The following is a 26,280-nucleotide window of genomic DNA, read 5'->3' as shown; positions in this document are numbered from 1 at the left end:
CTGAGGGGGTGACGGATGCCGCGGCCAGCGTCGCGGCATCCGTCGCCGTGCGCTCGGCGCCCAGCATCCTCCGGGCGACGTCCCGCGTAGGATTGAACGGTTCCCCAGTCGAAAGAGGTCGCCGTGGCCGATGCCCGCGATGCCGCGCCCGAGCGCGCAGGCGCCTGGCTGCTCCCGGTGACCCGCGGGGCGCTCGCCATCCTCCCGTCGGTGGTCATCACGTTCTCGCAGGACCACTCCGCCGCACTCGGCCTCACGGTCTTCGGCTGGTGGGCGATCGTCGCGGGCGTCGTGGTGGGCGCGCTCTCCGGTCGGCTCGTGGCCGACCGCACGGCTCGCCTCACCTTCGTGGCGAACGGCGTGATCACGGCAGCTGCGGGCCTCGTCGCCCTCTGGCTCGCCGGAACCCCCTCTGCCGGTGTCGCCACGTTCACCTTCACGGTGGCGGTCTGGGCCGCCGTCACCGGCATCCTCGAGCTCTTCGCCGGGATCCGTGCGCGCGGCCGCGTCGCCGCGGCGCGCGACTGGCTGGCCGTCGGCGGGCTCACCGCCGCGCTGGCCCTCGCATTCGTCCTCCTCCCGCTCGATCCCGTCACCGCGGTGGGCCTCTTCGGCGCCTACCTCGTCGTGGCCGGCGTGCTGCTCGTGATCGGCGGGTTGTCGTTGAAGTGGGCCGCGACCGAGCCGAGCGGCTCCGGCGACGCGGCATCCGGATCGGAGCGATCGTGACCAACTCCCCCGACGGCGGCCACCGTCCGAGCCGGCGAGACGTGCTGCGTCCCGTCGAGTACGTCGGCGGCGCCGCGATCGCCGCCGTCTTCACCGCCTTCATCGTGCTGTTCGGCACGCGCGACTGGACGCTCACGCTCATCACGCTCGGCGGCGTCTTCATCATCGTGCTGATGGTGCTCGCGCTGCTCTCCATGGCGGTCAAGCCCAATTCGAGCGAGCACGGCGACGGCGCGGGCGGCGACCCCGAGCGGCGGCAGGGCGGCGACTCGCCGCACTGAGCCGCCTGCCCGAGCGCCACCCGCCCGAGGGCATCGCGCCGCACCCATTCGAGTGCGATTCCCGGGGTGGAGCGCGGGAGCACGCGGCGCTCCACCCCGGACATCGTCCGTGAACGCGAGCGCGCTACCCGCGCAGGCGGTCGACCAGCTCGTCGGCGATGCCCGTGTACGTGGCGGGCGTCAGTGCGAGCAGCCGCTGCTTGGCGTCGGCCGAGACGTCGAGGCCGCCGACGAACTCGGCGAGCTCCGTCGCACCGACGCGCTTGCCGCGCGTGAGCTCCTTGAGCAGCGCGTACGGGTCGGCGATCGACGAGCGGCCCGCGGCCACCTCGGCGCGGATCACGGTCTGGATCGCCTCGCCGAGCACCTCCCAATTGCCGTCGAGGTCCGCCAGCAGGAGGGCGCGGTCGAGGTCGATCTCGCCGAGCCCGCGGAGGATGTTGTCGAGCGCGAGCACCGAGTGGCCGACGCCGACGCCGATGTTGCGCTGCGAGCTCGAGTCGGTGAGGTCGCGCTGCAGGCGGCTCGTGACCAGCGTCGCGGCGAGCGAGTCGAGGATCGCGCTCGAGAGCTCGAGGTTCGCCTCGGCGTTCTCGAAGCGGATCGGGTTGACCTTGTGCGGCATGGTCGACGAGCCCGTCGCGCCGGCGGCCGGGATCTGGCGGAAGTAGCCGAGCGAGATGTAGGTCCAGATGTCGGTCGCGAGGTTGTGCAGCACTCGGTTGGCGTGCGAGATGCGGGCGTACAGCTCCGCCTGCCAGTCGTGCGACTCGATCTGCGTGGTGAGCGGGTTCCAGGTGAGCCCGAGCGACTCGACGAACTCGCGCGAGACCGTGGGCCAGTCGACGCCGGGCGCCGCGACGACGTGCGCCGAGAAGGTGCCGGTCGCGCCGGAGAACTTGCCGAGGTACTCGGTCGCCTCGACCTGGCGGAGGATGCGATCGAGGCGGTAGGCGACGACCGCGAGCTCCTTGCCCATGGTCGTCGGGGTCGCGGGCTGACCGTGCGTGCGCGAGAGCATCGCGGCGTCGCGGTGCTCCTCGGCGAGACCGATCAGCTTGGCGATGACGGCCCGGTACTTCGGCAGCCACACCTGTGCGACGGCGTCGCGCACGGTCAGCGCATAGGAGAGGTTGTTGATGTCCTCGCTGGTGCACGCGAAGTGCGTCAGCTCGGCGAGGTTCGAGAGCCCGAGCTCGTCGAGCTTGCCGCGGACGAAGTACTCGACGGCCTTCACGTCGTGGCGCGTGGTCGCCTCGAATCGGGCGAGCTCGTCGATGTCGGCCTGGCCGAAGTCGGTGACGACCGCGCGCAGCGCCTGCTTCGCGTCATCCGCCAGGGGGCTCGTGCCGAAGAAGCCGCGATCGGTCTGCGCGATGAGCCACTCGACCTCGACGTGCACGCGCGCCCGGTTGAGGCCGGCCTCGGACAGGTGCTCGCCGAGTTCGCCGACGGCGGCGCGGTAGCGCCCGTCGAGCGGGCTGAGCGGCTGGGGAGGCAGCGAAGTCATCGGTTTCCTTGTCTGAGAGCCGGCGCGAGTTGCCGGAAGAGCGCCTGAGTCGACCGCTCTATCATCCCAAGAACCCGGTCGAAGGTCGCATCGTCGCTGTAGTACGGGTCGGGGACGTCCTGCAGCGGGGTCAGTTCCGGGTCGAACTCGAGCAGGAGGCGCACCTTGTGCGCGTCGACCGGCGTGCGCGCCCAGTTGCGCAGCACGCGCGACTGCCCGCGGTCGAAGGCGACCACGAGGTCGAGCATCGGGAAGTCGTCGGGGTCGAACTGGCGCGCGCGGTGGCGGCTGCCGTCGTACCCCGCACGCTCGAGCGCCTCGAGCGTGCGATGGTCGGCCTGCTCCCCCACGTGCCAGTCGCCCGTCGCCGCGGACACGATCTCCAGGCGGTCGGCGATCCCCGCACGTTCGGCGAGGGCGCGCAGCACCACCTCTGCCATCGGGGACCGGCAGATGTTGCCGGTGCACACGAACGAGACTCGGAAGCGCTGCGCGGATTCCCCGGCGGGGTCCGCAGGCGTCATGGAACCCTATTCTGGACCGAATCCGGGGCGTGGAACAGAGCGGGATCGGGTGCGGGTATCGCACCGGTGCCGCACCGGACCCCCGCGGTGACCGTGCGCGAAGGGAGACGGCCGTGACGGATGCCCCGCCGCCCGACCTCCACGTCGACGAGGCGCTCGCCGCGCGGCTGGTCCGGGCCCAGCACCCCGACCTCGACGGCGAGGTGCGGTTCGTCGCGAACGGCTGGGACAACGCGATGTTCCGGCTCGGAGACGACCTCGCGACCCGGATGCCTCGGCGGCGCGAGGCGGTCGACCTCATGGCGCACGAGCAGCGCTGGCTCCCCGAGCTCGCCGCGCGCCTGCCGGTCGCCGTGCCCTCGCCGGTGCGGAACGGACGGCCGGCGCCCGAGCTCGGGTACGACGCGCCCTGGAGCATCGTGCCGTGGTTCAGCGGGGCGAGCGGGCTCGCGTTCGACCTGGCCACGCGCGGCGTCGCCGTGAACGCTCTCGCCTCCTTCGTCGCCGAGCTCGGCGCGACCCCGGCGCCGGCGGACGCGCCGCGCAACGCCTGGCGCGGCGTCCCGCTCGCGCACCGGGACGACGACGTCCGGGCACGACTGGCGAGCGGGCGGATCCCGGATGCCGCGGGACTGGTGTCCGTGTGGGAGCGCGCGCTCGCGGCATCCGCGTGGGCGGGTCCGGCCGTGTGGTTGCACGGCGACCTGCACCCGCACAACCTCCTGCTCGCGCCCTCCGGCGCGCTCGTGGCCGTGGTCGACTTCGGCGACGTCACGGCCGGCGACCCGGCGACCGACCTGGCGACGGCGTGGCTGACCTTCGGTCCGAGCGCTCGGCGGCGCTTCCGGACCGAGCTCGAGGAGCGCCGCGGGGTCGACGAGGCGACTTGGGACCGCGCACGCGGATGGGCGCTCGTGATCGCATCCGCGGTCGTGGACCGCACCGGGCCGTCGGGACCGTTCGGAGCGGTCGCGTCGGTCGCGTTGGAGCAGGTGCGCCTCGACTGACGCACTCCGGCGCGGGCGTGCCGTCCTCCCCAGCCCGACTCCGGTCGAGCGGCGCATGCGATCGGGGTTCGCGCACATGCCGGCCCGGGCCGAGGGCGAGGATCGCGGGGTGATCCCGTCCACGTCCGCCTCCCCCGCCGCAGCCGAACTCCGACTCGGGGCGATCGATCAGGCGCTCTGGGCCCTGAGACGACTTCGCGTCGAGGTCGAGCAGGTCCGGCCGGGACTCGTGCTCGAACGTCTCGAGGGATGGCACGACGACGCGGCAGAGCTCTACGCGGATCGTGCTCGTGAACTCCGCTTCGCGCTCGCCGGTGCCGAACGTTCGCTGCTCGATGCCGAGGATCGGCTCGCGGTCGAGCGCGAGCGTGCACGGGAGGCGTGCGCCGCAGCCCGCTCGATCGTGACACCGGATCGTCCGGTGTCCGGCGCGGGCGGCGAGTGGTGAGCGGACTCGACGTCCGCAGCGGCGGCCCGCACTCCGTCGAGACGGAGTCGCTCATCGCCGAGGCCGTGCGCCTGTCGGCGGTGGCGCACCTGGTTGACGGGTGGGCCGCCCGTGCCGCAGCCCTCCGCGTGGAGGCGGAGACGGTGGCGACGTCCGACCCGGCCGATCGCGCCCGGGGCGCGGCGATCGACCTCGACACCGCCCAGGCAGGTTTCGGATCGGCGGGCCGGGCCGCATCCGTGCTCTCGGCGTCGCTGGGGCTGAGCGCGACGCGGTACGTGATGGCGGAGGGCCTGGTCGCGGGCCTCGCCGAGGCCGGACGCCGGGTCGCCGCCGGGCTGCTCGGCGTCGCCGCGTCGGGCATGGTGCTCCCCGCAGCCTCCGCCGCCGCGATCGCGCTGGGTCCGGTCGCCGTGGGCAGCATCCTCGCCCACATCTCGGATCCGGACCGCTACGACGAGGCCGTCCACGCCGTCCTCGCGGAACACGGCCTGCCGATCCTCTCCGACCCGGCGTTCGTCGAACTCGTCCGCTCCGCCGCCGATCAGGCCGACGAATTCCTGGCCGGATTCTTCCGCGCGCAGGGGCTGTTCGCCGCAGGTTCCGGCTTCGACGCGCCTGAGAACGCAGGAATCGTCCTGGCCGCGGCGGGGGTCGTGGGCCTCATGGCGGGGTCGCGCAGCCTCCGGGAGACGGCCGTCACCGAGCCGCGGTCCGTGCGCGGACCACGGACCGACGCGAGCGGAGTGCCCGCTCCGGTGCGCGGCATCGCCGACCTCGCCGATCGGATCCCGCCCTCCGCCGCTGGCGGGCCGCAGGTCCGGATCGAGCGCTACGACTCCGCCGGCGGAGCGCGGTGGATCGTGTACTCGGCGGGCACCGCCGACTTCGCGATGACGCCCGCCACGGAGCCGTACGACATGACCGCGAACCTGCACGCGATCGCCGGGGCATCCGTCGTGCACGACCTCATCGGCCTGCCGTCGGAAGCGGCGGCGTCCGAGCGTACGCTCCGTTCAGCGATGGCCGAGGCCGGGGTGAGGGCCGGCGACCCCGTGATCGTGGTCGGCCACTCGGCCGGCGGCATGGTCGCGGCGAACGCGGCCGCCGATCCCGACCTCGGGGTCGTGGCCGCGGTCAGCTTCGGCGGACCCGTCGCCCAGGTGGCGACCGGTGACACGCCACTGCTGTCGGTGACGCACCGCGAGGACCTCGTGCCGGCCACGGCGGGATCGGGCGTCGCGGCCGGCGGTCGCATCGAAGTGGGGCGAAGCCTCGGCGCGCTCGTCGCCGCGCCGGGCGATGCGGTGCCCGCGCACGCGATGGTGCGGTACCGCGAGACGGCCCGCCTGATCGATCGCGACGACGACCCGAAGCTCGCGGAGTTCCGCGACCTGCTGTCGGACTTCACCGAGGGGACCGCCCCCGCCGCCGTCTCGTACTGGCGGAGCGAGCGGGTGCCGGAGTGACCGGAGCAGGGAGGGGGCCGCCCGGCCGGCGGGCGAGCCCGGCCGGCGAACTCAGTCGGTCGGCCGGACGATCAGTCCGATCAGCCAGCTGATGAGGCCGAGCACCAGCGCACCGAGCACGCCCCACCAGAATCCGTCGACCACGAGTCCGAAGCCCATCAGGCTGCTGATCCAGTCGACGAGCAGCAGCAGCAGCCCGTTGACGATGAACGAGATGAGCCCGAGCGTCAGCACGTAGAGCGGGAACCCGACGATGCGCACGAACGTGCCGATCGTCGCGTTGACGATGCCGAAGATCGCGGCGATGAGCAGGTACGTGAGCACGGTCGCGAATTCCGAGTCCTCGTAGGGCACGACGCTCACGCCGGAGACGATGAGGGTCGTGAGCCAGAGTGCGAATGCGACGACGATGACCTTCAGGAGGAAGCGCATCCCCCAACTATGGCAGCGGGTGGCCCTCGAGCGAAGGGGTACGGTGGATGCCGTGACCGCATCGGAGCCCACGCCCCCGCAGGTGCGCCTGCGCCCGGAGATCGCCGCGCTTCCGCCGTATCGTCAGGGCCGGCCGGCCCCGGCGGACGGCTTCAAGCTGTCGAGCAACGAGAACCCCTGGCCGCCCGTCCCGGCCGTCGAGGCGGCCATCTCCACCGCCGCCTCGGAGGTCCACCGGTATCCGGACGCCACCGCGCTCCTGCTCCGCGAACGGCTGGCCGAACGGTTCGGCGTGAGCGTCGACGAGGTGATCATCGGCGCCGGATCGGTGTCGCTGATCGCGCAGTTCGTGCTCGCCGCAGCCGGCCCGGGTGACGAGGTCGTCTACTCGTGGCGCTCGTTCGAGGCGTACCCCGGGCTCGTCACGGTCGCCGGCGCGACAAGCGTGCAGGTCCCGAACCGGCCCGACCACGGCCACGACCTGGACGCGATGGCGGCTGCGGTGACCGACCGCACGCGCGTCGTGATCGTGTGCTCCCCCAACAACCCGACCGGTGTCCCCGTCACCGCCGACGAGTTCGAGCGGTTCATGGCGCGGGTGCCGGCGGACCGGCTCGTGCTGCTCGACGAGGCGTACGCGGAGTTCGTGCGCGACCCGGCATCCGTCGACGGCAGTGCGCTCATCGGCCGGTACCCGAACCTCGTCGTGCTCCGGACCTTCTCGAAGGCGTACGGCCTCGCCGGCGTGCGCGTCGGCTACGCCATCGGCCCGGTCCCGATCCTCGACGCCGCACGTGCGACGGCGATCCCCCTCGGCGTGACCGCCGTCGCCACCGCGGGTGCGCTCGCTGCGCTCGAGCCGGCCAACGAGGAGGAGCTCCTCCGTCGCGTCGACACGCTCGCCGAGCGCCGCGAAGCCGTGCGCGACGCGCTCATCGAGCAGGGATGGGACATCCCGGTGGCGCAGGGCAACTTCGTGTGGCTGCCGACCGGTGATCGCACGATGGAGGTCGCCGAGGCGCTCTTCGACGGCGGCATCGTCGCGCGAGCGTTCCCCGGCGATGGCATCCGGGTGTCGGTCGGCGAGCACGAGTCTGTGGACGTACTCCTAAGGCTTCTCGGGGAGCTTGTCTGACCTCCACAAGAAGGGCCCCACATCGAGCGGGTACCGTGGAACGGTGGCAGCCCCCTCACGCGACTTCACCGCTCCGACGGTCCAGCTCCTGACGCCCGAGGGCGACCTTCGTCCGACGCCCGAGGCGGAGGAGTACCTGCCGCTGGTCGAGGCGCTGCCCGATGCCGCGCTCGAGCAGTTCTACCGCGACATGGTGATCTCGCGACGGGTCGACGTCACCGGCGCGAACCTCCAGCGCCAGGGCCAGCTCGCGCTCTGGGTCCCGAGCCACGGCCAGGAGGCCGCCCAGGTCGGCTCCGCGCGCGCCGCGCGCCCGCAGGACCACATCTTCCCGTCCTACCGCGAGCACATCGTCGGCATGATCCGCGGTCTCGACCCGGTCGCCATCCTGAAGCTCTTCCGCGGCGCCACCCTGGGCGGCTGGACGCCCGAGGAGAACGGCAACTTCCACCTCTACACGCTCGTGCTGGCTTCGCAGACGCTGCACGCGACCGGCTACGCGATGGGAATGCAGTTCGACGGCGCGACCGCGACCGGCGACCCCGAGGCGGATGCCGCGGTGCTCGTCTACTACGGCGACGGCTCGACGTCGCAGGGCGACGCGAACGAGGCGCTCGTGTTCGCCTCGAGCTACAACACCCCCCAGGTGTTCTTCGTGCAGAACAACCAGTGGGCGATCTCGGTCCCGGTCTCGCGTCAGTCGCGCAGCCCGCTGTCGCTGCGCGGCGGCGGCTTCGGCATGCCGGGCATCCGGGTCGACGGCAACGACGTGCTCGCGAGCTACGCCGTGACCCGGCGGGCGCTCGAGGAGGCCCGCGCCGGCGAGGGACCGTCGTTCATCGAGGCGGTGACCTATCGCATGGGCGCGCACACCACCGCCGACGATCCCACCAAGTACCGGACGGACGACGAGGTCGCGTACTGGACCGCACGCGATCCGATCGTGCGCTTCCGCACGTGGCTCGAGGGCCGCGGAGCATCGGCCGAGTACTTCGACCGCGTCGACGAGGAGGCCGCGGACGTCGCGGCCGGCGTCAGGACGCGCGCGCTCGACGTCACCGCTCCCCCGCGCAGCGACATCTTCGCCCACGTGTACGTCGAGTCCCACCCGCTGGTCGAGGCGCAGGCCGCGTGGCTCGAGGAGTACGAGAACTCGTTCGAAGGAGACCAGGCATGACGGTCGAGACCATCGCCGACGCGTCGGCCGCGGCGCCCGAACTCCGTGGCGTGCACACGCTGTCGATGGCGAAGGCCATCAACGCCGGGCTCCGTGAGGCGATGCGCAACGACCCGAAGGTCCTGCTCATGGGTGAGGACATCGGGCCGCTCGGCGGCGTGTTCCGCGTGACCGAGGGCCTCGTGGCCGAGTTCGGCGAACGCCGGGTGCTCGACAGCCCGCTCGCCGAGTCGGGCATCGTGGGCACCGCGATCGGCATGGCGATGCGCGGCTACCGTCCGGTGCTCGAGATCCAGTTCGACGGGTTCATCTTCCCCGCGTTCGACCAGATCACCACCCAGCTGGCGCGCATGAACCTCCGCCACGACGGCGGAATGCCGATGCCGGTGGTCATCCGCGTGCCCTACGGCGGCCACATCGGCTCCATCGAGCACCACCAGGAGAGCCCGGAGGCGTACTTCGCGCACACACCGGGTCTTCGCGTGGTGAGTCCGTCGTCGCCGCACGACGCGTACTGGATGATCCAGGAGGCGATCGCCTCGAACGACCCCGTGCTCTTCTTCGAGCCCAAGAGCCGTTACTGGCCCAAGGGGCCCGTCGACCACGACCACGCCGGGCTGCCGTTGCACGCGAGCCGGGTCGTCCGTCGCGGTGATGACGTCACCGTGGTCGGTCACGGCGCGATGATCGCGACGCTGCTTCAGGCGGCGGACATCGCCGCCGAGGAGGGCCGGAGCCTCGAGGTCGTGGACCTGCGCTCCCTCTCCCCCATCGACTTCGGCCCGATCGTCGACTCGGTGCAGCGCACCGGACGTCTCGTCGTCGCGCAGGAGGCGTACGGCTTCGTGAGCGTCGGGTCCGAGATCGCCGCGACGGTCGCCGAGCGGGCGTTCTACTCGCTCGAGGCGCCGGTGCTGAGGGTCTCGAGCTTCGACACCCCGTTCCCGCCGGCCGCACTCGAGACCGAGTACCTGCCGAGCGCCGACCGGGTGCTCGAGGCCGTCGACCGGTCGCTGTCCTACTGACCCGGGGGTCGCACGCCGACCCCGCACCTTCGAACCTGAGGAGCACGATGAGCGAGATCCGATTCCCGCTTCCCGACGTGGGCGAAGGCCTGACCGAGGCCGAGATCGTGCAGTGGCGCGTCGCGCCCGGCGAGCGCATCTCGCTCGACCAGGTCTTCGTCGAGATCGAGACGGCGAAGTCGCTCGTCGAGCTTCCGAGCGCATTCGAGGGCACCGTGACGGAGCTGCTCGTCGAGGAGGGACGAACGGTCGACGTCGGGACGCCGATCCTGGTGATCCAGACGGATGCCGCCGACGGCATGTCGACGCCCGACGGCGCGCCCGCACCGGCGGAAGCGCCCGTCGCGGCTCCCGCGGCACCCGCGCCGACGGCCTCGAACTCGGCGCCGAGCGACGACGTCGGTGCCGTGCTCGTGGGCCACGGCAGCAGCGGGCCGGGCCAGAGCCGTCGCCGCCGGCATCCCGCGCCGGGCGGTGCGCACGAGCACCTCGCTCCCCCGCCGGCGCCGCCCGCGGTCCCCGCGACTGCGCCGGCACCGCGTCCCGCGGCGCCCGCATCCGCGCCGGCAGAGCCGATCCGAGCCGCTGAACGCCACGATGACGGCGTTCCGGTGATCGCCAAGCCCCCGATCCGGAAGCTCGCGAAGGACCTCGGCGTCGACCTGTCGCGCGTCGCGCCGACCGGTCCGATCGGCGACATCACCCGTGACGACGTCATCCGCGAGGCCAGTCAGGCCAGCGTCTTCCGCAACATCCAGACGCCCGAGCTGCCGGCCGACCGCGAGACCCGCATCCCCGTCAAGGGCGTGCGCAAGGCGATCGCGCAGACGATGGTGCAGAGTGCATACTCCGCGCCGCATGTGTCCGTCTTCGTCGACGTCGATGCGACGCGCACCATGGAGTACGTCAAGCGGCTGAAGGCCTCCCCCGACTTCGCGGGGGTCAGGGTGTCGCCGCTGCTCATCATGGCGAAGGCGATGATCTGGGCTGCACGCCGGAACCCGACCGTGAACGCGCAGTGGACCGACGACGAGATCATCGTGAAGCACTACGTGAACCTCGGCGTCGCGGCGGCGACCCCTCGCGGGCTGATCGTCCCGAACGTCAAGGAGGCGCAGGCCATGACGATGGTCGAGCTCGCCACCGCGCTCGAGCAGCTCACGCTGACCGCGCGGGAGGGGAAGACGCAGCCCGCCGAGATGCAGGGCGGCACGATCACGATCACGAACATCGGCGTCTTCGGCATGGACACCGGCACGCCGATCCTCAACACCGGCGAGGTGGCGATCGTCGCACTGGGCACCATCCGGCAGAAGCCGTGGGTGGTCGACGGCGAGGTCCGGCCGCGGTTCGTGACGACGATCGGCGGGTCGTTCGATCACCGGGTCGTCGACGGCGACGTCGCCAGCCGCTTCCTCGCGGACGTGGCGTCGATCATCGAGGAGCCGGCGCTCCTGCTCGAGTAGCGGGCGCGCCGAACGCCGGACGCCTCGCAGGCTCGACTCAGAGCCGGATCTCGAAGGCGACCATGCCGTCGGATCGGCCGACCTCGCCCAGGCCGGCCTGCTCGAGGACGCGACGCGCTGGGAGGTTCGCGATCTCGCATTCGGCGCGGGCGATGAGCGCGCCCGCCTCGCGGAGCACGTCGAGCGCGGCGTCGACCACGTGCTGGGACAATCCGGCGCCTCGGGCGGCGGGCACGAGTCCGAACGCGAACTCGACCGCGCCGCGGTCGTCGGGAGGCCCGAAGAGGTTGACGCCGCCGACGGCGGCGCCGGCCTCTCCGTCGGCGCCGAGGCGTCGGACGAGGTAGGGGCCGTAGGGCGCCGGGTCGCCGTCGCGCCGCGCTGCGCGAAGGTAGTCGGCGAGGAGCTCGGGTTCGTCGGTGAACGAGTAGCCGCCCTCCCAGCCGTCGACCGGGTCGACATGGCCGTCGAGCAGGCGTTCGGCGTCGGAGGGGGTGAACGGGTGCAGGGTGATGGGACTCGTGGCGGTTTCCACGGCTGACACTCTCGCATGGACGACCGACGAGCGACAGCCCCCGTGCACAGAACGTCACGCGAACGACCGGATGCCCGACAGATGGTTTTGACAATCATTATCAATAACGCGTACCCTCGTGGCATGTCCAGCGCTTCCATTCGTCGCACCCACTGGTCCGCCCTCGCCCTCGGGGCGGCATCCGTCACGCTGCTCGCGGGATGCGCGACACCCGGCGGCTCGGAGTCGGACGGCGTGCAGGTGGTCGCGACGACCACGCAGGTCGCGGACTTCGCCCGCGAGGTCGCGGGGGAGTCCGCCGAGGTGACGGGCCTCCTCCAGCCCGGCCAGAGCGCGCACTCGTTCGACCCGTCCGCCGCGCAGCTGCTCGCGCTGGGAGAGGCCGACGCGCTCGTCGTGAACGGCGCCGGGCTCGAGTCGTGGATCGACGACGCGGTCGACGCGTCCGGGTTCGACGGCGTCCTCATCGATGCCAGCACCGGCATCGAGCTCGAGGCCACGGAGGACGACCACGACCACGATCACGACGCCGAGGCGGACGGCGACGGCGACGACCATGCCGACGACCACGCCGACGGGAACCCGCACGTGTGGACCGATCCCGTGCTCGCCGAGCGGATGGTGGCGAACATCGCCGAGGGGCTGGCCGACGTCCCCGGCATCGACGCCGACGCGGTCGCCGCGAACGCGGACGAGTACACGGCCCGACTCGACGCCCTCGACGCGTGGATTGACGAGAACGTCGCGACCGTGCCCGTCGAGGAGCGACTCCTCGTGACGAACCACGACGCGTTCACCTACTTCCTCCACGCCTACGACATCACCTTCGTCGGCAGCGTGATCCCGAGCTTCGACGACAACGCCGAGCCGAGCGCGGCAGAGATCGACGAGCTGGTCGAACGCATCGTGGCGACCGGCGTGCAGGCGGTCTTCTCCGAGGCGTCCATCTCGCCGAAGGCGGCCGAGACCATCGCCGACGAGGCGGGGGTCGCGGTCTACTCCGGCGAGGACGCGCTCTACGGCGACTCGCTCGGCCAGCCGGGCACCGAAGGCGAGACGTACCTCGGCAGCCAGTTGCACAACGCGCGCCTGATCCTCGAGTCGTGGGGCGTCACGCCTTCCCCGTCGCCCTCCGTGCTGGGAGGATGACCGCATGAGCGACTCCGGACCCATCCTGGTCCTCCGGGACGCCGCGTTCCGGCATCCCGGAGGGGCCGGCATCGCCGGCTTGCGACTGTCGGTCGCGCCCGGCGAGGCCGTCGCGGTCATCGGGCCGAACGGCGCGGGCAAGTCGACGCTCCTCCGGGGCATCCTCGGCCTCGTGCCGCTCGTCGAGGGCAGCATGCGGGTCGGCGGTTCCGAACATGCTTCAGACGGCATGATCGGCTTCCTGCCGCAGTCATCGGACCTCGACCCCGACTTCCCGATCAACCTCGAACAGGTCGTGATGCAGGGACGCTACCGGCGGCTCGGCCTGCTGCGCTGGCCCGGACGCCGCGATCGGGAGGTCGTGCGCGGCGCGCTCGAGACGGTGGGTCTCGCGGACCGCGCCCGCCGGCGGTTCGGGGAGCTCTCGGGCGGTCAGCGCCAGCGGGGGATGCTGGCGCGCGCGCTCGCCTCCGAGCCCGTGCTCCTCCTCCTGGACGAGCCGTTCAACGGGCTCGACCAGGCGAACCGCGACGCGCTCATCGAGACCGTTCGCACCCTGAAGCGCCGCGGGGTCGCGATCATCGTCTCGACCCACGACCTCGAACTCGCGCGCCAGGTGTGCGACACGGTGCTCCTGGTCAACGGCGGCCAGGTGGGCTGCGGCCCCGTCGACGACGTGCTGACGCTCGAGAACGTGCAGGAGTGCTTCGAGGGCGTCGGCGTCGAGATCGACGAGCACACGGTGGTCGTCCCGGGGCACGAGGGGCATTGATGCCGGTTCGGGCATGCGACCGGGGGAGTGGTTCGCGATGAGCCTGGGCGACGCGCTCTTCGGCGCATTCGCGCTGCCGTTCATGGGCCGCGCACTGCTCGTGCTGCTCGTGCTCTCGATCGTCGCCGGGATCGTCGGCGTGCTCGTCAACCTGCGCGGCCTCGAGTTCATCAGCGACGGGCTCACCCATGCGGTCTTCCCGGGGCTCGCGATCGGACTCGCGGTCGGCGGCACGGCGGGACTCGTGCCGGGCGCGGCCATCGCAGCGCTCATCGGCGCGGTCCTGCTCACCCTCTTCCTCCGGGCGGGGGTGACGTCCGACGCCGCGGTGGCCGTCGTGCTCACGGCCACGTTCAGCGTCGGCGTGATCGTGGTCTCGCGGAGCGAGGACTACGCGGGGGAGCTCGAGGCGCTCCTGTTCGGCCGCGTGCTCACGATCGCGCCCGAGGATGTCGTGCCGCTCGTCGTCGTGTCGCTCGTCGCGGCCGTCGCCGTCGGGGCGACGCTGAAGCAGCAGGTCTTCCGTGCGTTCGATCCGCACGGCAGTCGCGCAGCAGGGGATCGCGGACTCGCCCTCGACCTCGTCCTGAACGCGTCGATCGCGCTCGTGGTGGTCGCCGGAGCCAGCACGGTGGGGACCCTCCTCGTGCTGGCGCTGCTCATCGTCCCCGGGGCATCCGCCCGACTCGCGACCGTGCACCTGTGGCGGCTCTTCCCGATCGCGGCGGCGGTCGGCGCCGTCAGCGCCTGGCTCGGGCTCGCCGTCGGATTCGGCGCGTCGGTCGGCGCCGGCATCGACCTCCCGGCCGGAAGCACGGTCGTCGCGGTCTTCGTCGTGGTGTACGCGCTGATGCTGGCGTACCGGGTCGTCCGCGACCGGACGACCCGCTCGGCACCGGCGCCCGTCCCGGCGCGCGCCGGCGCCCGAACGGCGGGGGAGCGGTGATGGGCTACTTCGAGCGCGCGCTCCTCGCGGCCGTCGTCATCGGCGCCGGCGCCGGCTTCGTCGGCGCGCTCGTGGTGCTCCGCCGTCGCACGTTCTTCGCACAGGCGCTCACGCACGCCACCTACCCGGGTGCCGTGGCCGCGGCGGCGCTCGGACTCAGCGTCCCGTTCGGTGCGGCCGTGGCATCCGTCGTGATCGTGGCGGTCGTGGTCGCGATCGCGCGAGTCCGCCACCAGGGGGCGCAGGTCGCCGCGGGCATCGTCCTCACCGGCGGGTTCGCCGCGGGTGCGCTGCTCCAGGCCCTCATCCCGGGGATCCCGGTCCGCCCCGAGTCGCTCCTCGTCGGGTCGATCCTGACGGTCGGCGATGCCGACATCGCGCTCGCGGCGGTGGTGCTCGTCGGAGCGATCGCGCTGGTGGCGGCGTTCGGTCCGCGGATCGCCTTCTCGACGTTCGATCCGGGCGGCTTCAGGGCCGCCGGGTTCCGGGAGTGGCCGGTCGAGCTCCTCGTGCTCGGGCTCACCGCGGCATCCGTCGTCAGCTCGCTGCCGGCCGTCGGCGCGATCCTCGCGATCGCGCTCATCGCCGCCCCCGCGGCCGCCGCGCGCGCCGTCGTGTCGACCTATCGAGGGGTGCTGTTCGCGGCGCCCGTGATCGGGGCCGCGTCCGGCGTGATCGGGGTGCTGGCCTCGCGTGCGCTGGCGGTGGCCGCGGGGCCGGCGATCGCGCTCGCGGCGACCGCGTTCTTCCTCGTCGCGCTCGGCGGCTCACAGCTGCGGCGGCTACCCTCGAGGCGGGCTCCGATACCGGTGGAGACCGCGGAGGACGCACGGATCGCATGAAACGGAACACCTGGCAGCGCGAGGCGGTGCGCGATGCGCTCGACGGCACCGAGGGCTTCATCAGCGCGCAGGCGCTCCACTCGGCGCTGCACGCGAGCGGGTCGCCCATCGGGCTCGCGACCGTGTACCGGGCGCTCGGCGACCTCGCGGCGAGCGGCGACGCCGACTGCCTGCAGTCTCCCGAGGGCGAGGCGATCTACCGCGCGTGCAGCACCGGCCATCACCACCACCTCATCTGCCGGAACTGCGGGCTGACCGTCGAGATCGCGGCCGACGAGGTCGAGACGTGGGCGCAGCGCGTCGCGGCGGAGCAGGGCTTCACGGCGCCGGCGCACGTCGTCGACGTCTTCGGGCTGTGCGCGGAGTGCTCGCGGCAGTCCGTGGAGGGCGCTCGCGCCTGAGCCCGCCCCGCACCGGCCGCGCCGTCAGGCGAGGCGCTCGAACGACGCGAGGTGGTTCTCGGAGCCGGCGAAGAGCCGCTCGAGCACGCTGATCACGGCGGACTCGTCCTCGGCGGCGATCGCCGCCCCGAGGTCGGCGAGGTCCTTCTCCTCGATCGCGATGCCGACCTGGATCGCCTCGTCGAGGCTGGTCGACCCGCGCTCGACGAGCTCGTCGTAGAGCGCCTGCAGGTCGGGATCCGCGAACACGCCCACCTCGTCGGCGCGGGGGTCCTCGATGCCGCGCGCCGAGAGCAGCGGCGCGACGAGTTCCTGGTGCGTCGTCTCGCTCGCGGTGATGTTGGCGAAGACCCGGGCGTCCCAGAGGTCGCCGAGCACCAGGTAGACGTCGTGCGCCAGCTTCTCCTCCTCGATCAGGTAGCGGAGCGCGGCTGCGGTGTCGTCGGCGTCCTCCGGAGCGGGGTCGACGGATGCCTCGGTGGCCGGGGTCGTCGGTTCGGCCGATATCTCGGCCGTCGACTCCGAGACGGCGTCCGTCGGCGATGGCGTGCAGGCCGTGAGCGACACGACCGAGCCCGCCAGGGCGATCGCGGCGACGGTGCTGACGAGGGTGCTCCTGCGGGTGGGCATGGCGTGCGCCTTTCGGGGACGGGACGAAGCGGTCGTGGCTTCGCGGTCCGGGGATCCGGCCGCAGTTCGACGCTACCAATACCCCTAGGGTATTGCGAGGGACGGAGGTCCCGTCGCGTCGTCGCGTGGCCGTCGGCACCCGCACAGTGGGAAACCGCAGGTCAGCACCGAATCGCCCGGGACGATTTGGGAACCGGCCGAGAACGTGGCTACGGTTGACGACGGTCCACGTGGACCACACACCCAGTCCGCGCCCCCGGTCGCCAGGCATTCCTCCGAGTGCCCACCGGGGTCGTACGGTTCCCTGCGTGGTGTCCGGCTCCTATGGCCGGGCGCGCTGGACTCGGTGCTCGCCCGGTGCACAGCATCACCGCGGCTCGAGCCCGTCTCCCGGATCGCGCGGAACCCGGCCGTGACCCTGAGCACGCTCCTGCCCGCCGGCCGCAGCGCACCATGGCCGGCGCGACGAGCGCGCTTCGGAGCGCCTGCACACATGCTCGAATCATCCGTCCCCCACGCGGACGGCGTCGCGACCCCGGATGTCGCCGCGCCGCCCGGCACGAACCCCGACCCCGACCCCACCCCCGACGCCGTCGCAGCCGCCGCCGCGGCCCGCCACGCGCCACCCGCCCTCGAGGTCCGCGGACTCACCCGGTTCTTCGGCCGCAAGCCCGGCGAAGCGCTCCAGCGCCTCGCCGACGGCGCGAGCCGGGACGACATCGCCCACCTCGGAACCGCGGCCGTCGTCGACGCCGAGTTCGACGTCCGCCGCGGCGAGATCTTCGTCGTCATGGGCCTCTCCGGGTCCGGCAAGTCCACGCTCATCCGCATGCTCAACGGCCTGCTCGAGCCGACCGCCGGATCGGTCGAGGTCATGGGGGAGCGGATCACCGGCGTCTCACCCAAGCGCCTGCGCGCCATCCGCCGCGACCACGTCTCGATGGTCTTCCAGCACTTCGCCCTGCTGCCGCACCGCACGGTGCTCGACAACGCCGCCTACGGCCTCGAGGTCCAGGGCGTGGGCGCCGACGAGCGTCGCGAGCGCGCCTCGCGGGTCCTCGACCGCGTCGGCCTCGCCGGATGGGGCGAGAAGATGCCGTCCGAGCTCTCGGGCGGCATGCAGCAGCGCGTGGGGCTCGCCCGCGCGCTCGCCGCGGACACCGACATCCTGCTCATGGACGAGGCGTTCTCGGCGCTCGACCCGCTCATCCGCCGCGAGATGCAGGAGCAGCTCGTCGAGCTGCAGCAGGAGCTCGGCAAGACCATCGTCTTCATCACGCACGACCTGAACGAGGCGATGTTCCTCGGCGACCGGATCGCCGTCATGCGCGACGGTCGAATCGTCCAGCTCGGCACGGCTGAGGAGATCCTCACCGACCCGGCCGACGACTACGTCGCGCAGTTCGTGCAGGACGTCGACCGGGCGCGCGTCCTCACGGCGGGCAACGTCATGGAGGCGCCCCGCGCGATCGTGTCCTCGTCCGCCGGCCCGCGTGCGGCGCTCCGGACGATGCGCGACCTGCAGACCTCGACCGTGTTCGTCGTGGCCCCCGGCCGGCGCCTCCTCGGCGTCGCGCACGATCGCGAGGTGCTGCGCCTCGTGCAGCGCGGCGAGCGTACGCTCGACGCGGCCATCCGCGACGACATCGCAACCGTCGCCGCCGACATCCCCCTCTCGGAGATGCTCGGCAGCGCGGTCGAGCACGAGCTGCCGCTCGCGGTCGTCGACGACCGGCACCGCCTGCTCGGCGCCGTTCCGCGGGTCACCCTCCTCGCCGCGCTCGGCAACGTCCCGGCGAACACCGGCGAGCTCCCCGCGATCACGTCGCCCGCCACGGTGCCCGTCGACGTGATCACCGAGACGCTGCGCTCGACGGAGGAGGCCGAGGCCGATCCCGCGCCGGGCCTCGAGGAGGCGCTAACGACGGGTGCCGCCGCCCCGATCGAAGGGAGCCGCGCATGAACGAGTTCCGACTCCCCCTCGGCGAGCTCGCCGAGGGCGCCATCGACGTGCTCACCGAGGTGCTCGACGGCCTGTTCGACGTGATCCGCGCGATCTTCGCGGGGTTCTACGACCTCGTCGACCTCGTCCTGTCGACGCCGCCGTTCTGGGCCGTGATCCTCGTGATCGCGGCGCTGGCCTGGTTCGCCAAGGGCTGGAAGCTCGCGGCGGGCACCGTGGTCGGCCTCCTCGTGATCGTCGGCGTCGACCAGTGGGAGAACGCGATGGACACCCTCGCCCTCGTGCTCGTGTCGAGCACGATCGCGGTGGTCGTCGCGATCCCGCTCGGGATCCTGGCCGCGCGGAACGACGTGGCCAGCCGCGTCATCCGCCCGATCCTCGACTTCATGCAGACGATGCCCGCGTTCGTGTACCTGATCCCCGCGCTGATCCTGTTCCGGGTCGGCGTCGTGCCGGGCATCGTCGCGACGATCGTGTTCGCGATGGCCCCGGGAGTGCGGCTCACCGAGCTCGGCATCCGCGGCGTGGACCGCGAGGTCGTCGAGGCGGGGCACGCGTTCGGCTCGTCGCCGTGGCGCATCCTCCGCCAGGTCCAGCTGCCGCTCGCGATGCCGTCGATCATGGCGGGCGTCAACCAGGTCATCATGCTCTCGCTCTCGATGGTCGTCATCGCCGGCATGGTCGGCGCCGGCGGCCTCGGCGGCGACGTCGTGCAGTCGCTCACGCGCATCGACGTGGGCCTCGGCTTCGAAGCCGGGCTCTCGGTCGTGATCCTCGCGATCGTGCTCGACCGCATCACGGGCGCGTTCGGCTCGGGCGATCGACGTCCGCGGCGCACGAGGCGAGCGGATGGCGCATCCGCACGCCGCACCGACGAGCCGTCCGCGTCGTCCGAGCGCGAGCCCGAGCTCGCGCCCACCACGTAACCAGACCATCCGGTACCGTCCCGTCGCCCCAGCGGCGGGCCTCCCCGGCATGCCCGGGACGCGGCATCCGCCGCTCCCGGAACCCCGCGCGGACCCGCGCGCGGAGCCCCGACACCCGTGCCACAGCACACGGGAGGAAAGGAACACCCTGCACATGACCAAGCGTCACCTGATCTCCACCCTCGCCCTCGGCGGCGCCACGGCGCTCGCCCTCTCCGGCTGCGCCTCGGGCGCCGAGGCCGAGACCCTCGACAACGGCGACCGCCAGGACCTCACCATCGCCGTGTTCAACGGCTGGGACGAGGGCATCGCAGCGAGCGAGCTCTGGAAGGCCGTGCTCGAGGAGCAGGGCTACGACGTCGAGCTCGAGTACGCCGACGCCGCCCCGGTCTTCCAGGGCCTGAGCGACGGCGACTACGACGTCACGCTCGACACCTGGCTGCCCATCACGCACGCCGACTACGTCGACCAGTACGGCGACGACATCGTCGACCTCGGCGCCTGGAACGAGGACGCCAAGCTCACGATCGCCGTGAACGAGGACGCCCCCGTCGACTCGCTCGCCGACCTCGCCGCGAACGCGGACGCGTTCGACGACCGCCTCGTCGGCATCGAGCCGGGTTCGGGCCTGAACCGGGTCACGACCGACAGCGTCATCCCGACCTACGGCCTCGACGGCATGGACTACCTCACCTCGTCGACCCCGGCCATGCTCGCCGAGCTCACCGCGGCGACCGACGCGGGCGAGAACATCGCCGTCACGCTCTGGCGCCCGCACTGGGCCTACGACGCGTTCGCGCTCAAGGACCTCGAGGACCCCGAGGGCACGCTCGGCGACGCCGAGGGCATCCACTCGTTCGGCAGCTCGAGCCTCGAGGAGACCCACCCGACCCTCGCGGGCTGGCTGAAGGACTTCCGGATGGACAGCGAACTGCTGTACTCCCTCGAGAACGCCATGTTCAACGAGAACGACGCCGACGACTACGGCCCCATCGTGGAGCAGTGGATCGCCGACAACCAGGAGTACGTCGACTCCCTGACCTCCTGAGGTCGGGCCGCGCCGTGACGGCGCGATGAGCCGAGAAGCGGATGCCGCGGGCGCACGTCGTGCCCGCGGCATCCGCTTCGTCGTGCTTTCGGCCCTTGAGGCGCCGATCGGCGGGGACTATGGTCCGCATCGGTGCGGCCATCGACGGCCGACGCGATGGAGGGGGAACCATGCGCCACGACGACGAGCTCGAGCCGACGTTCACGCGGGCGGGGGAGGCGACGACCGCGCGGCACACGCGGATCCCGGAGCTGCCGATGCTGCCGGAGACCGCGTACCGCATCATCCACGACGAGTCGATGCTCGACGGCAACGCGCGCCTGAACCTCGCGACGTTCGTGACGACGTGGATGGACGAGCACGGCGATCGGCTGTACCACGACGCCTTCGACAAGAACATGATCGACAAGGACGAGTACCCGGCCACGGCGGCGATCGAGGAGTACTGCTGGCGGATCCTCGCCGACCTGTGGAATGCGCCCGACCCCGACGACGCGATCGGCACGTCGACCATCGGCTCGTCGGAGGCGTGCATGCTGGGCGGGCTCGCGCTGAAGCGCCGCTGGCAGCACGCCCGCCGGGCGGCGGGGAAGTCGACCGAGACGCCGAACCTCATCATGTCGAGCGCGGTGCAGGTGTGCTGGGAGAAGTTCTGCAACTTCTTCGACATCGAGATGCGCTTCATCGACACGAGCGACGAGCACCCCCTGATGGACGGCACCGGGCTCGAGGACGTGGTCGACGAGAACACGATCGGCGTCGTCGTGATCATGGGCGTCACGTACACGGGCTCGTACGAGCCCGTGACGAAGGTCGCCGCGAAGCTCGACGAGATCCAGGCGGCGACCGGCCTCGACGTCCCGATCCACGTCGACGGCGCGTCCGGCGCCATGATCGCGCCGTTCCTGCAGCCCGACCTCGAATGGGACTTCCGGGTCGAGCGGGTGCAGTCGATCAACACCTCCGGCCACAAGTACGGCCTCGTCTACCCGGGCGTCGGCTGGGTGGTGTGGCGGAACACCGCGGCGCTCCCCGAGGACCTCGTGTTCCGGGTGAGCTACCTCGGCGGGTCGATGCCGACGTTCGCGATCAACTTCTCCCGGCCCGGCGCGCAGGTGCTGCTGCAGTACTACCGGTTCCTGCGGCTCGGCCGGCTCGGGTACACCGCGATCCAGCAGGCGTCGCAGGACGTCGCCGTGTTCCTCTCGGGCGAGATCGGCAAGCTCGATGCGTACGAACTGCTGACCGACGGCACCGACATCCCGGTCTTCGCATGGCGGCAGACGCCCGGCCACACCGACAAGTGGACGCTCTACCACCTGTCCGAGCGGCTTCGCATCAAGGGATGGCTCGTTCCGGCGTACCCGCTCTCGGGCGACCAGTCCGACCAGACCGTCATGCGCATCGTCTGCCGCAACGGCCTCAGCCATGACCTCGCCGAGGACCTGTTGCGCGACATCCGCGAGGAGACGGAGTTCCTCGACGGCCTCGACGCGCCGATGCCGCACGAGGGCATCGTCCAGGCATTCCACCACTGAGCGGGAGCCGCCGTGGCACCGGAGACGGGTGGAGGCCGGCGGCAGCGCCTGCGCCGCGAGGCGTGGGGGTTCGCCGCCGGCTCGCTCTGCTTCCTGGTCGGCGCGGTCCCGTTCTACGCCGAATGGGCGGGACCGGTCGTGGTCGGGTGGACCTTCTTCGGAGGGTCCATCCTGTTCACCCTCGCCGCGTTCATCCAGCTGAGCCTCAGCGGACGGCACCTGCCGCGGAAGGGCACCGGTCGGGCGGATGCCGCCGACTGGTGGGCGTCGGCCATCCAGTTCGTCGGCACGCTGTTCTTCAACGTGAGCACCTTCGGCGCCCTCCTGGCGGCGATCGCCGACCCGACCCGGCTCGGCGTCGGCTGGCGACCGGATGCCTGGGGGTCGATCGCCTTCCTCCTGTCGAGCGCGCTCGCGCTCGTGGCGACCAAGGACCGCGGACAGCTCTGGGACACCCAGGCCCGCACCTGGCGTGCCACCTGGCTGAACATGTTCGGCTCGGTCTTCTTCGGCTTCTCGGCGATCGGCGCCTACGTCCTGCCCGACACCGGGACCTTCTACAACCTGCTCTGGGCGAACCTCGGCACCTTCCTCGGAGCCGTGTGCTTCCTCATCGCGGCGCTGCTGTCGCGCCGGACGATCGGCGCCGACGAGCCCGCCGCCGCGCCCGGTCCGGTCGCGGCCTGAGGGGAGGCCTCGGCCGGCGCGACGGGCGTGATTCGGCCCCCCATCGGGCCATCTGGTAAGCTGAACCTTTGGCTGGGTACTTCCACTGCCCAGACCGCGACGATCCCCTGCCGTGACACGCGAGAAATCGCGGGTTCCGACGCGGGCTCGTCAGCAGACAAGAGACCTTGGGAGGGGCCGTCCGGCCCCTCGGTATTGGAGGAAAGACCAATGGCAGCAGTGTGCCAGGTGACCGGAGCCGTTCCCGGCTTCGGACACAACATCTCGCACTCGCACCGCCGGACGAAGCGCCGCTTCGACCCGAACGTGCAGAAGAAGACCTACTACGTGCCCTCGCTTCGTCGTAACGTCACCCTGAACGTGTCCGCCAAGGGCATCAAGGTGATCGACGCTCGCGGCATCGAGGCCGTCATCAAGGACATCCAGGCTCGGGGGGTGAAGCTCTGATGGCGAAGGCACAGGACATCCGCCCCATCATCAAGCTCCGTTCGACGGCAGGCACCGGGTACACCTACGTGACCCGCAAGAACCGCCGCAACAACCCCGACCGTCTCGTGCTCAAGAAGTACGACCCCGTGGTGCGCAAGCACGTCGACTTCCGAGAGGAGCGCTAAGACATGGCGAAGAAGAGCAAGATCGCGCGCAACGAGCAGCGCAAGGTGGTCGTCGACCGCTACGCCGCGAAGCGCGCCGAGCTGAAGAAGACGCTCGTCGACGCGAACGCGACCGACGAGGCCCGCGAGGCCGCCCGTGTCGGCCTGCAGAAGCTGCCCCGCAACGCCTCGCCCGTGCGCGTGCGCTCGCGTGACGCCATCGACGGCCGCCCCCGTGGCGTGCTCACGAAGTTCGGCGTCTCGCGCGTCCGCTTCCGTGACATGGCGCACCGCGGCGAGCTGCCCGGCATCACGAAGTCGAGCTGGTAACTCCACCCGCTTCCCGAGAGGGGCGTCCCGGTTTCCGGGGCGCCCCTCTCGTCGTTCCCGCGCAGTGCTCCGGTGCGGGCGTCCGACGGATGCCGCGGCATCCGTCAAGCCCCCCGCGAACCTGCCCGAACGGGCCGGAAATCCGCGTGTTTCCGCGGGACTCTGCTACATTCGAGGCGGCCTGAACGGCTACGGGGGCGATCGATGCGATCCGTTCTCCGTGTTTCCACACGACAGCTGTATAAACAGCGAAGGTCCGAGGAGGACATTCAATGGCTGACAAGTCGCTCAACAAGTCGGAGCTCGTTGCCAAGATCGCCGCGTCGACGGGCCAGAGCCAGACGGCCGTCGACGCCGTGCTCAACGGCTTCTTCGACACCCTCGCCGAGTCGGTCGGCTCGGGCACCAAGGTGTCCATCCCGGGCTGGCTCGCCGTCGAGCGCACCCACCGCGCCGCCCGCACGGGCCGCAACCCGCAGACCGGTGAGACCATCCAGATCGCCGCCGGCAACTCGGTCAAGGTGACCGCAGGCTCCAAGCTCAAGGCCGCCGCGAAGTAACCCGCGCGCGTCCGCAGACGCATTCCGCGACTCCCGAAGGGGCGCCCGGCACTGCCGGGCGCCCCTTCGTCGTGCCAGGGGGCGGATGACGGCGGCGCACGCGGGGACCGCCGGGCGATCGCTCCCAGCCGGCTCGCCTAGGCTCGTACGGTGATCCGTTCCGCCCGCGTGCTGGGCCCAGCCGCACTCGTCGCCGTCGCGCTCGCCGCGATGACCGCCGCACTCGCGTACGGCGGCGGCGCGGAGCCGTACCCGATCCAGGACCCGGGCCCGATCGCACGGTGGGGCGTCCCCGTCGCGAAGCTCGTCGTGAACCTCGGCGCCGCGGGGATGATCGGCGCACTGGTGCTCGCCGTCTGGGCGTTGAGCCCGAAGCGACGCGAGTTCGACCTCGCGCTCGACGTGGCCGCGGCATCCGCCGCCGTGCTCACCGTCGCGAGCGCCGCGACCGGCGTGCTGACCTTCATGCTCGTCACGGGCGCCGAGTTCTCGCTGGGGGACCGCTTCGGCCAGCAGCTCGGCCAGTTCGTGACGTCGATCGAACTCGGGCAGGCGTGGCTCGCGACGACCCTCATCGCGGCCGCGGTCACCGTGCTCTGCTTCGCCGTGCGGAACCACACCGCCCTCGTGTTCGTCGCCGTGCTCGCGGTCGTCGCGCTCGTGCCGATGGCGCAGCAGGGCCACGCGGCCGGCGCATCCGGGCACGACGACGCGGTCACGGCGCTCGGGCTGCACCTTGTCTTCGCGGCGGCCTGGCTCGGCGGCCTCCTCACGATCGTGCTGCTGAAGCCCGCGCTCGACGGCGACCGCCTCGGGGTCGTGCTCACGCGCTACTCGACGGTCGCGCTCATCGCGTTCATCGTCGTCGCGATCTCCGGCTACGCGAGCGCCGCCCTCCGGATCGGCACCTGGGACCAGCTCGCCACGCAGTACGGCGTACTGGTGGTCGCGAAGGTGGCGGCGCTCGTGGCGCTCGGCCTGTTCGGCGCCGCGCAGCGGCGCGTCATGATCGACCGGATGCTCCGGGCGGACGCGGCGCGGAGCGACCGCGGTGCACCCGGCGGGTCGGCGAACCGGACGTTCTGGCTGCTCGTCGTCATCGAGCTGGCCTTCATGGGCATCGCCTCGGGCGTGGCCGCGGCCCTCGCGCGGACGGCCACGCCGATCGACGAGGACGTCTCGGGCGGACTCGCGCGGACGCCCGCCGAGATCCTCACGGGCGAGCCCCTGCCTCCCGCCCCCGATGCCATGCGCTACTTCACCGAGTGGAGCCCCGACCTCCTCTGGCTCATCGCGTGCGGCTTCGGCATCTTCTTCTACGTCGCGGGCGTGCTCCGGCTCCGCCGTCGCGGCGACCGCTGGCCGATCTACCGCACCGTGCTCTGGATCGCGGGCCTGCTGCTCCTCGCGTGGGTCACGAGCGGCGGCGTCGCCGCGTACGAGCAGTACCTCTTCTCCGCGCACATGCTCGGGCACATGATGCTGACCATGGCGGTGCCGGTGCTGCTCGTCCCCGGCGCGCCGGTCACGCTCGCGGCCCGCGCCATCCGACCCCGGAAGGACGGCAGCCGGGGTGGGCGCGAGTGGATCCTGCTCGCCGTGCACTCCAGGTTCGCGTCGATCATCGCGAACCCGATCGTCGCTGCGGTGCTGTTCGCGGGCTCGCTCTGGGTGTTCTACTACTCGCCGCTGTTCCGGTGGTCGATGGAGGACCACATCGGGCACGAGTGGATGATCACCCACTTCCTCATCACCGGGTACCTCTTCGTCCAGTCGCTCATCGGCATCGATCCGGTGCCGTACCGGCTGCCGTACGCGTTCCGGTTGCTCCTGCTGCTCGGCACGATGGCGTTCCACGCGTTCTTCGGCCTCGCGATCATGATGGGCACCGGGCTGCTGCTCGCCGACTGGTACGGCGCCATGGGGTGGGGCACCGACGCGCTCGCCGACCAGCAGCTGGGCGGCGGCATCGCCTGGTCGATCGGCGAGATCCCCACGGTTGCGCTCGCGATCACCGTGGCGGTGCAGTGGTCGCGCGACGACGCGAAGGAGTCCAGGCGTCGCGACCGGCACGCCGACCGCACGGGCGATGCCGAGCTCGAGGAGTACAACTCTCGGCTCTCGGCGCTCGCCGAGCGCGACGGGGTGCGCTGAGCG

The 26,280-nt window shown here is 71.8% G+C and carries 29 protein-coding genes; 24 read left to right on the top strand and 5 right to left on the bottom strand.

Annotation, left to right across the window (positions count from 1 at the left end; genetic code table 11):
• Nucleotides 1-123 precede the first annotated feature (123 nt).
• The gene (locus ACFVHK_RS01885) at nucleotides 124-729 is read left to right on the top strand and encodes a DUF308 domain-containing protein (protein ID WP_376927335.1); all 606 of its coding nucleotides are present in this window, start codon (nucleotides 124-126) and stop codon (nucleotides 727-729) included.
• The gene (locus ACFVHK_RS01880; RefSeq protein WP_376927334.1) at nucleotides 726-1,010 is read left to right on the top strand and encodes a hypothetical protein; all 285 of its coding nucleotides are present in this window, start codon (nucleotides 726-728) and stop codon (nucleotides 1,008-1,010) included. The genes ACFVHK_RS01885 and ACFVHK_RS01880 overlap by 4 nt, the downstream gene beginning before the upstream one ends.
• A 124-nt stretch (nucleotides 1,011-1,134) precedes the next feature.
• On the opposite strand, the gene purB is transcribed toward ACFVHK_RS01880, so the two are convergent.
• A complete protein-coding gene (gene purB, locus ACFVHK_RS01875; RefSeq protein WP_376927333.1) occupies nucleotides 1,135-2,520 on the bottom strand; it encodes an adenylosuccinate lyase in 1,386 nt (461 codons plus the stop codon).
• Nucleotides 2,517-3,044: a low molecular weight protein-tyrosine-phosphatase gene (locus ACFVHK_RS01870; protein ID WP_376927332.1), complete on the bottom strand. Its 528-nt coding sequence runs from the start codon at nucleotides 3,042-3,044 to the stop codon at nucleotides 2,517-2,519. Before ACFVHK_RS01870 ends, purB begins: the two co-directional genes overlap by 4 nt.
• Before the next feature lie 113 nt (nucleotides 3,045-3,157).
• Here ACFVHK_RS01870 and ACFVHK_RS01865 point away from each other — a divergent pair, with 113 nt between their 5' ends.
• The 3 genes from ACFVHK_RS01865 to ACFVHK_RS01855 all read left to right on the top strand — a co-directional run bounded on the left by ACFVHK_RS01865 (nucleotide 3,158) and on the right by ACFVHK_RS01855 (nucleotide 5,968).
• Nucleotides 3,158-4,051, top strand: coding sequence for an aminoglycoside phosphotransferase family protein (locus ACFVHK_RS01865; RefSeq protein WP_376927331.1), 894 nt, complete (start codon nucleotides 3,158-3,160; stop codon nucleotides 4,049-4,051).
• A gap of 109 nt (nucleotides 4,052-4,160) precedes the next feature.
• Complete coding sequence (locus tag ACFVHK_RS01860) at nucleotides 4,161-4,499, top strand: hypothetical protein (RefSeq protein WP_376927330.1); 339 nt, start codon at nucleotides 4,161-4,163, stop codon at nucleotides 4,497-4,499.
• Complete coding sequence (locus ACFVHK_RS01855) at nucleotides 4,496-5,968, top strand: hypothetical protein (protein ID WP_376927329.1); 1,473 nt, start codon at nucleotides 4,496-4,498, stop codon at nucleotides 5,966-5,968. Before ACFVHK_RS01860 ends, ACFVHK_RS01855 begins: the two co-directional genes overlap by 4 nt.
• Nucleotides 5,969-6,019: 51 nt before the next feature.
• On the opposite strand, the gene ACFVHK_RS01850 is transcribed toward ACFVHK_RS01855, so the two are convergent.
• On the bottom strand, nucleotides 6,020-6,400 hold the full coding sequence (locus tag ACFVHK_RS01850; RefSeq protein ID WP_129234940.1) for a phage holin family protein: 381 nt from the start codon (nucleotides 6,398-6,400) through the stop codon (nucleotides 6,020-6,022).
• Nucleotides 6,401-6,452: 52 nt separating this feature from the next.
• Between ACFVHK_RS01850 and ACFVHK_RS01845 the strand changes: the two genes are divergently transcribed.
• From ACFVHK_RS01845 to ACFVHK_RS01830, 4 genes are all read left to right on the top strand, one after another.
• Nucleotides 6,453-7,535: a histidinol-phosphate transaminase gene (locus ACFVHK_RS01845; RefSeq protein ID WP_376927328.1), complete on the top strand. Its 1,083-nt coding sequence runs from the start codon at nucleotides 6,453-6,455 to the stop codon at nucleotides 7,533-7,535.
• Between the two features lie 43 nt (nucleotides 7,536-7,578).
• Entirely contained in the window at nucleotides 7,579-8,712 is a 1,134-nt protein-coding gene (locus ACFVHK_RS01840) for a thiamine pyrophosphate-dependent dehydrogenase E1 component subunit alpha (RefSeq protein ID WP_376927327.1), read from the top strand.
• Nucleotides 8,713-8,777: 65 nt separating this feature from the next.
• Complete coding sequence (locus ACFVHK_RS01835) at nucleotides 8,778-9,737, top strand: alpha-ketoacid dehydrogenase subunit beta (RefSeq protein ID WP_376927649.1); 960 nt, start codon at nucleotides 8,778-8,780, stop codon at nucleotides 9,735-9,737.
• Nucleotides 9,738-9,784: 47 nt separating this feature from the next.
• Nucleotides 9,785-11,203: a dihydrolipoamide acetyltransferase family protein gene (locus tag ACFVHK_RS01830; RefSeq protein ID WP_376927326.1), complete on the top strand. Its 1,419-nt coding sequence runs from the start codon at nucleotides 9,785-9,787 to the stop codon at nucleotides 11,201-11,203.
• A 37-nt stretch (nucleotides 11,204-11,240) separates the two neighbouring features.
• On the opposite strand, the gene ACFVHK_RS01825 is transcribed toward ACFVHK_RS01830, so the two are convergent.
• Nucleotides 11,241-11,738 (bottom strand): GNAT family N-acetyltransferase, encoded by a 498-nt coding sequence (locus ACFVHK_RS01825; protein ID WP_376927325.1) that lies wholly within the window; start codon nucleotides 11,736-11,738, stop codon nucleotides 11,241-11,243.
• A 123-nt stretch (nucleotides 11,739-11,861) separates the two neighbouring features.
• Between ACFVHK_RS01825 and ACFVHK_RS01820 the strand changes: the two genes are divergently transcribed.
• From ACFVHK_RS01820 to ACFVHK_RS01800, 5 genes are read left to right on the top strand one after another with little or no spacing between them, the layout of a single operon-like run.
• Nucleotides 11,862-12,887 (top strand): metal ABC transporter substrate-binding protein, encoded by a 1,026-nt coding sequence (locus tag ACFVHK_RS01820; RefSeq protein WP_376927324.1) that lies wholly within the window; start codon nucleotides 11,862-11,864, stop codon nucleotides 12,885-12,887.
• 4 nt (nucleotides 12,888-12,891) lie between these two features.
• Nucleotides 12,892-13,659 (top strand): metal ABC transporter ATP-binding protein, encoded by a 768-nt coding sequence (locus tag ACFVHK_RS01815; protein WP_376927323.1) that lies wholly within the window; start codon nucleotides 12,892-12,894, stop codon nucleotides 13,657-13,659.
• Between the two features lie 37 nt (nucleotides 13,660-13,696).
• Complete coding sequence (locus tag ACFVHK_RS01810) at nucleotides 13,697-14,605, top strand: metal ABC transporter permease (protein ID WP_376927322.1); 909 nt, start codon at nucleotides 13,697-13,699, stop codon at nucleotides 14,603-14,605.
• Nucleotides 14,605-15,447 carry a metal ABC transporter permease gene (locus ACFVHK_RS01805; RefSeq protein ID WP_376927321.1) on the top strand — a complete coding sequence of 281 codons (843 nt, stop codon included), beginning with the start codon at nucleotides 14,605-14,607 and terminating at the stop codon, nucleotides 15,445-15,447. Before ACFVHK_RS01810 ends, ACFVHK_RS01805 begins: the two co-directional genes overlap by 1 nt.
• Entirely contained in the window at nucleotides 15,444-15,848 is a 405-nt protein-coding gene (locus ACFVHK_RS01800) for a Fur family transcriptional regulator (RefSeq protein WP_129234584.1), read from the top strand. The genes ACFVHK_RS01805 and ACFVHK_RS01800 overlap by 4 nt, the downstream gene beginning before the upstream one ends.
• A gap of 24 nt (nucleotides 15,849-15,872) precedes the next feature.
• Here ACFVHK_RS01800 and ACFVHK_RS01795 read toward each other — a convergent pair whose 3' ends face one another.
• Entirely contained in the window at nucleotides 15,873-16,478 is a 606-nt protein-coding gene (locus ACFVHK_RS01795) for a DUF2202 domain-containing protein (RefSeq protein WP_376927320.1), read from the bottom strand.
• A gap of 493 nt (nucleotides 16,479-16,971) precedes the next feature.
• Between ACFVHK_RS01795 and ACFVHK_RS01790 the strand changes: the two genes are divergently transcribed.
• The 10 genes from ACFVHK_RS01790 (at nucleotide 16,972) to ACFVHK_RS01745 (ending at nucleotide 26,277) form a co-directional block, all read left to right on the top strand.
• On the top strand, nucleotides 16,972-18,441 hold the full coding sequence (locus ACFVHK_RS01790) for a quaternary amine ABC transporter ATP-binding protein (protein ID WP_376927319.1): 1,470 nt from the start codon (nucleotides 16,972-16,974) through the stop codon (nucleotides 18,439-18,441).
• Complete coding sequence (locus ACFVHK_RS01785) at nucleotides 18,438-19,367, top strand: ABC transporter permease (RefSeq protein ID WP_376927318.1); 930 nt, start codon at nucleotides 18,438-18,440, stop codon at nucleotides 19,365-19,367. The genes ACFVHK_RS01790 and ACFVHK_RS01785 overlap by 4 nt, the downstream gene beginning before the upstream one ends.
• A 154-nt stretch (nucleotides 19,368-19,521) precedes the next feature.
• Nucleotides 19,522-20,415: a glycine betaine ABC transporter substrate-binding protein gene (locus tag ACFVHK_RS01780; RefSeq protein ID WP_376927317.1), complete on the top strand. Its 894-nt coding sequence runs from the start codon at nucleotides 19,522-19,524 to the stop codon at nucleotides 20,413-20,415.
• 170 nt (nucleotides 20,416-20,585) lie between these two features.
• Nucleotides 20,586-21,953 carry a glutamate decarboxylase gene (locus ACFVHK_RS01775; protein WP_376927316.1) on the top strand — a complete coding sequence of 456 codons (1,368 nt, stop codon included), beginning with the start codon at nucleotides 20,586-20,588 and terminating at the stop codon, nucleotides 21,951-21,953.
• 12 nt (nucleotides 21,954-21,965) lie between these two features.
• Entirely contained in the window at nucleotides 21,966-22,640 is a 675-nt protein-coding gene (locus ACFVHK_RS01770) for a hypothetical protein (RefSeq protein WP_376927315.1), read from the top strand.
• A 210-nt stretch (nucleotides 22,641-22,850) separates the two neighbouring features.
• Nucleotides 22,851-23,087 carry a 50S ribosomal protein L28 gene (gene rpmB, locus ACFVHK_RS01765; RefSeq protein WP_056727420.1) on the top strand — a complete coding sequence of 79 codons (237 nt, stop codon included), beginning with the start codon at nucleotides 22,851-22,853 and terminating at the stop codon, nucleotides 23,085-23,087.
• A complete protein-coding gene (gene rpmG / locus ACFVHK_RS01760; RefSeq protein WP_022892462.1) occupies nucleotides 23,087-23,254 on the top strand; it encodes a 50S ribosomal protein L33 in 168 nt (55 codons plus the stop codon). The genes rpmB and rpmG overlap by 1 nt, the downstream gene beginning before the upstream one ends.
• Nucleotides 23,255-23,257: 3 nt before the next feature.
• The gene (gene rpsN / locus ACFVHK_RS01755; RefSeq protein ID WP_129233736.1) at nucleotides 23,258-23,563 is read left to right on the top strand and encodes a 30S ribosomal protein S14; all 306 of its coding nucleotides are present in this window, start codon (nucleotides 23,258-23,260) and stop codon (nucleotides 23,561-23,563) included.
• 272 nt (nucleotides 23,564-23,835) lie between these two features.
• Complete coding sequence (locus tag ACFVHK_RS01750; protein WP_129233735.1) at nucleotides 23,836-24,123, top strand: HU family DNA-binding protein; 288 nt, start codon at nucleotides 23,836-23,838, stop codon at nucleotides 24,121-24,123.
• Between the two features lie 210 nt (nucleotides 24,124-24,333).
• On the top strand, nucleotides 24,334-26,277 hold the full coding sequence (locus tag ACFVHK_RS01745) for a cytochrome c oxidase assembly protein (protein ID WP_376927648.1): 1,944 nt from the start codon (nucleotides 24,334-24,336) through the stop codon (nucleotides 26,275-26,277).
• Nucleotides 26,278-26,280 lie beyond the last annotated feature (3 nt).

The organism is Agromyces binzhouensis (assembly GCF_042672355.1).
GTDB lineage: Bacteria > Actinomycetota > Actinomycetes > Actinomycetales > Microbacteriaceae > Agromyces > Agromyces binzhouensis.
This window is presented reverse-complemented; position numbering and strand designations above follow the sequence as displayed.

What these genes read in the sequence shown, in the direction of transcription:
- rpmG (WP_022892462.1), top strand. Translation starts at nt 23,087, where the DNA reads ATGGCGAAGGCACAGGACATCCGCCCCATCATCAAGCTCCGTTCGACG.
- ACFVHK_RS01830 (WP_376927326.1), top strand. Translation starts at nt 9,785, where the DNA reads ATGAGCGAGATCCGATTCCCGCTTCCCGACGTGGGCGAAGGCCTGACC.
- ACFVHK_RS01750 (WP_129233735.1), top strand. Translation starts at nt 23,836, where the DNA reads ATGGCTGACAAGTCGCTCAACAAGTCGGAGCTCGTTGCCAAGATCGCC.
- ACFVHK_RS01810 (WP_376927322.1), top strand. Translation starts at nt 13,697, where the DNA reads ATGAGCCTGGGCGACGCGCTCTTCGGCGCATTCGCGCTGCCGTTCATG.
- ACFVHK_RS01820 (WP_376927324.1), top strand. Translation starts at nt 11,862, where the DNA reads ATGTCCAGCGCTTCCATTCGTCGCACCCACTGGTCCGCCCTCGCCCTC.
- ACFVHK_RS01775 (WP_376927316.1), top strand. Translation starts at nt 20,586, where the DNA reads ATGCGCCACGACGACGAGCTCGAGCCGACGTTCACGCGGGCGGGGGAG.
- ACFVHK_RS01805 (WP_376927321.1), top strand. Translation starts at nt 14,605, where the DNA reads ATGGGCTACTTCGAGCGCGCGCTCCTCGCGGCCGTCGTCATCGGCGCC.
- ACFVHK_RS01745 (WP_376927648.1), top strand. Translation starts at nt 24,334, where the DNA reads ATGACCGCCGCACTCGCGTACGGCGGCGGCGCGGAGCCGTACCCGATC.
- ACFVHK_RS01795 (WP_376927320.1), bottom strand. Translation starts at nt 16,478, where the DNA reads ATGCCCACCCGCAGGAGCACCCTCGTCAGCACCGTCGCCGCGATCGCC.
- ACFVHK_RS01815 (WP_376927323.1), top strand. Translation starts at nt 12,892, where the DNA reads ATGAGCGACTCCGGACCCATCCTGGTCCTCCGGGACGCCGCGTTCCGG.
- ACFVHK_RS01870 (WP_376927332.1), bottom strand. Translation starts at nt 3,044, where the DNA reads ATGACGCCTGCGGACCCCGCCGGGGAATCCGCGCAGCGCTTCCGAGTC.
- ACFVHK_RS01835 (WP_376927649.1), top strand. Translation starts at nt 8,778, where the DNA reads ATGGCGAAGGCCATCAACGCCGGGCTCCGTGAGGCGATGCGCAACGAC.
- rpsN (WP_129233736.1), top strand. Translation starts at nt 23,258, where the DNA reads ATGGCGAAGAAGAGCAAGATCGCGCGCAACGAGCAGCGCAAGGTGGTC.
- purB (WP_376927333.1), bottom strand. Translation starts at nt 2,520, where the DNA reads ATGACTTCGCTGCCTCCCCAGCCGCTCAGCCCGCTCGACGGGCGCTAC.
- ACFVHK_RS01785 (WP_376927318.1), top strand. Translation starts at nt 18,438, where the DNA reads ATGAACGAGTTCCGACTCCCCCTCGGCGAGCTCGCCGAGGGCGCCATC.
- ACFVHK_RS01780 (WP_376927317.1), top strand. Translation starts at nt 19,522, where the DNA reads ATGACCAAGCGTCACCTGATCTCCACCCTCGCCCTCGGCGGCGCCACG.
- ACFVHK_RS01850 (WP_129234940.1), bottom strand. Translation starts at nt 6,400, where the DNA reads ATGCGCTTCCTCCTGAAGGTCATCGTCGTCGCATTCGCACTCTGGCTC.
- ACFVHK_RS01800 (WP_129234584.1), top strand. Translation starts at nt 15,444, where the DNA reads ATGAAACGGAACACCTGGCAGCGCGAGGCGGTGCGCGATGCGCTCGAC.
- ACFVHK_RS01790 (WP_376927319.1), top strand. Translation starts at nt 16,972, where the DNA reads ATGCTCGAATCATCCGTCCCCCACGCGGACGGCGTCGCGACCCCGGAT.
- rpmB (WP_056727420.1), top strand. Translation starts at nt 22,851, where the DNA reads ATGGCAGCAGTGTGCCAGGTGACCGGAGCCGTTCCCGGCTTCGGACAC.